At 67.3% G+C, this 3,469-nt stretch carries 2 protein-coding genes and 1 rRNA gene; all 3 read left to right on the top strand.

The window, feature by feature from the left end:
* Positions 1-94 (top strand): 5S ribosomal RNA (rrf, locus tag ACFWN1_RS32365); the annotation flags it as partial.
* A gap of 109 nt (positions 95-203) precedes the next feature.
* Complete coding sequence (locus ACFWN1_RS32360; RefSeq protein WP_384370031.1) at positions 204-836, top strand: CDP-alcohol phosphatidyltransferase family protein; 633 nt, start codon at positions 204-206, stop codon at positions 834-836.
* Positions 837-927: 91 nt separating this feature from the next.
* Positions 928-3,423 (top strand): sugar phosphate nucleotidyltransferase, encoded by a 2,496-nt coding sequence (locus ACFWN1_RS32355; RefSeq protein ID WP_384370028.1) that lies wholly within the window; start codon positions 928-930, stop codon positions 3,421-3,423.
* Positions 3,424-3,469: the final 46 nt, after the last annotated feature.

Below are 3,469 nucleotides of genomic sequence, written 5' to 3'. Positions count from 1 at the left end.
AACGCCCGGTTACATTCCGAACCCGGAAGCTAAGCCTCACAGCGCCGATGGTACTGCAGGGGGGACCCTGTGGGAGAGTAGGACACCGCCGAACTCCTTTTACAGCTCCGGCTCTTGGGCATACAGCCCGAGAGCCGGAGCTTTTTTGCGTTGCGGTAGGGTCAGGATGCGTTGTCCGCACTTTTCGTACAGGAGGCTTCCGGGTGGAGGTCCAGGAGACCCGCGTCCAGACGGACCGGGTCCTCACCATCCCCAACATCCTCAGCATGGCTCGGCTCGCCGGTGTCCCTCTGTTCCTGTGGCTGATCCTCAGGCCGGAGTTCGGAGGACCCAAGAGCGATGGCTGGGCTCTCCTGGTCCTGGCGCTGAGCGGAGTCAGTGACTATCTGGACGGCAAGCTCGCCCGGCGCTGGAACCAGGTCAGCAGCCTCGGCCGGCTCCTCGACCCGGCCGCCGACCGGCTCTATGTCCTCTCCACGCTCCTCGGCCTCACCTGGCGGGAGATCCTCCCGCTGTGGCTGACCGCCCTGCTGCTGTTCCGTGAGCTGGTCCTCCTGGTGATGGTCGGCATCCTCCGCCGGTACGGCTATCCGCCGCCCCAGGTGAACTTTCTCGGCAAGGCGGCCACCTTCAACCTGATGTACGCCTTCCCGTTGCTGCTGCTCAGCGACGGGAGCGGCTGGATCGCGTCCTTGGGCGCCATTTTCGGATGGGCGTTCGCCGGTTGGGGTACAACCCTGTATTGGTGGGCAGGAGTGCTCTATATGGTCCAGGTCCGCCGTCTGGTGCGCGCGGACGCGTTGGCCGACGGAACTCCGCGATCGTCCACGACGTGACGCTTCGATGGCCCGTGACGCGAAAGTGCGGGACAATCTGGACGGGTGAAGTCGGCTAGACCGTCGTCTCTTCGAGGAGGACGCTTCCGACATGAAGGCCGTCGTGATGGCCGGAGGCGAAGGCACACGCCTGCGCCCCATGACCTCTAGCATGCCCAAGCCGCTCCTGCCCGTGGCGAACCGCCCGATCATGGAGCATGTGCTCAGGTTGCTCAAAAAGCATGGGCTCAACGAGACCGTGGTCACCGTGCAGTTCCTGGCGTCACTCGTCAAGAACTACTTCGGTGACGGCGAGGAACTCGGCATGGAGCTCACGTATGCCAATGAGGAGAAGCCACTCGGTACCGCCGGAAGCGTAAAGAACGCCGAGGAAGCGCTGAAGGACGACGCCTTCCTCGTCATCTCCGGTGATGCGCTGACCGACTTCGACCTCACCGAGCTGATCAACTTCCACAAGGAGAAGGGAGCCCTGGTCACGGTCTGCCTGACCCGGGTGCCCAATCCGCTGGAGTTCGGCATCACCATCGTCGACGAGGAGGGCAAGGTCGAGCGCTTCCTCGAGAAGCCGACCTGGGGCCAGGTCTTCTCCGACACGGTGAACACGGGCATCTATGTGATGGAGCCCGAGGTCTTCGACTACGTCGATCCCGATGTCTCCGTCGACTGGTCCGGCGACGTCTTCCCGCAGCTGATGAAGGAGGGCAAGCCGGTCTACGGCTACATCGCCGAGGGCTACTGGGAGGATGTCGGCACCCACGAGAGCTATGTGAAGGCCCAGGCCGACGTGCTGGAGGGCAAGGTCGACGTCGACATCGACGGCTTCGAGATCTCGCCCGGCGTCTGGGTCGCCGAGGGTGCCGAGGTGCACCCCGACGCGGTGCTGCGCGGGCCGCTCTACATCGGTGACTACGCCAAGGTCGAGGCGGGCGCGGAAATCCGCGAGCACTCCGTCATCGGCTCGAACGTGGTCGTCAAGAGCGGTGCCTTCCTGCACAAGGCCGTCGTCGCCGACAACGTGTACGTCGGCCAGCAGAGCAATCTCCGCGGCTGTGTGGTCGGCAAGAACACCGACATCATGCGGGCCGCGCGGATCGAGGACGGCGCGGTCATCGGTGACGAGTGCCTGATCGGCGAAGAGTCGATCATCCAGGGCAACGTCCGGGTGTACCCGTTCAAGACCATCGAGGCCGGCGCCTTCGTCAACGAGTCGGTCATCTGGGAGTCCAGGGGCCAGGCGAACCTCTTCGGGGCGCGCGGGGTCTCCGGCATCCTGAACGTGGAGATCACGCCCGAGCTGGCCGTACGGCTGGCCGGCGCGTACGCCACCACCCTGAAGAAGGGCACCACGGTCACCACGGCCCGTGACCACTCCCGAGGTGCCCGTGCGCTCAAGCGCGCGGTGATCTCAGCGCTGCAGGCCAGCGCGATCGACGTCCGGGACCTGGAGAACGTACCCCTGCCCGTGGCCCGGCAGCAGACCGCGCGGGGCAGCTCCGGCGGCATCATGATCCGGACCTCGCCGGGTGTGCCGGACTCCGTGGACATCATGTTCTTCGACGCCAAGGGCGCGGACCTCTCCCAGGGCAGCCAGCGCAAGCTGGACCGGGTGTTCGCGCGCCAGGAGTACCGGCGGGCGTTCCCGGGCGAGATCGGTGACCTGTACTTCCCGTCCAGCGTCTACGACTCGTACACCGGGTCGCTGCTGCGGAACGTGGACACGACCGGGATCGCCGAGTCCGGGCTGAAGGTCGTCGTCGACGCCTCCAACGGCAGTGCCGGTCTGGTGCTTCCCAGCCTGCTCGGCAAGCTCGGAGTGGACTCGCTGACCATCAACCCCGGTCTGGACGAGTCGCGGCCCACCGAGACCGCCGAGATCCGGCGCAAGGGCCTGAAGCGGCTCGGGGAGATCGTCGCGTCCTCCGGGGCGGCGTTCGGTGTGCGGTTCGATCCCGTGGGCGAGCGGCTGTCGCTCGTGGACGAGAAGGGCAGCATCATCGAGGACGACCGGGCGCTGCTGGTCATGCTTGACCTGGTGGCCGCCGAGCGTCGCAGCGGGCGCGTGGCGCTCCCGGTGACCACGACCCGGATTGCGGAGCAGGTGGCCGCGTACCACGGCACGCAGGTCGAGTGGACGACCACCTCGCCGGACGACCTGACGCGGGTCGGCGGCGAGGAGGGCACCATCTTCGGCGGCGACGGCATGGGCGGCTTCATCGTCCCCGAGTTCAGCAGCGTCTACGACGGCACGGCGGCGTTCGTGCGGCTGATCGGGCTGGTGGCGCGGACGCAGCTCACGCTGAGTCAGATCGACGCCCGGATTCCCCGGGCCCATGTCCTCAAGCGGGACCTGGCGACGCCGTGGGCGGTCAAGGGCCTGGTCATGCGCAGCGTGGTCGAGGCGGCCGGTGACCGGTCCGTGGACACGACGGACGGTGTGCGGGTCGTGGAGAGCGACGGGCGCTGGGTGATGGTCCTGCCCGACCCGGCCCAGGCGGTCACGCACCTCTGGGCGGAGGGGCCCGACGACGCCTCCGCGCAGGCCCTGCTGGACGAGTGGTCGGCCGTGGTGGACAGCGCCGGACGCTGATCCCGGAGGAGGCTCCCGACGTGCCGGACAGCGCCCCCGCCAGGGG

The sequence above is a fragment of the Streptomyces sp. NPDC058459 genome (assembly GCF_042721685.1).
Taxonomy (GTDB): domain Bacteria; phylum Actinomycetota; class Actinomycetes; order Streptomycetales; family Streptomycetaceae; genus Streptomyces.
Note: the sequence above shows the minus strand (reverse complement) of the source record. Positions and strands in the feature narration are given on the sequence as shown.

What these genes read in the sequence shown, in the direction of transcription:
- ACFWN1_RS32355 (WP_384370028.1), top strand. Translation starts at nt 928, where the DNA reads ATGAAGGCCGTCGTGATGGCCGGAGGCGAAGGCACACGCCTGCGCCCC.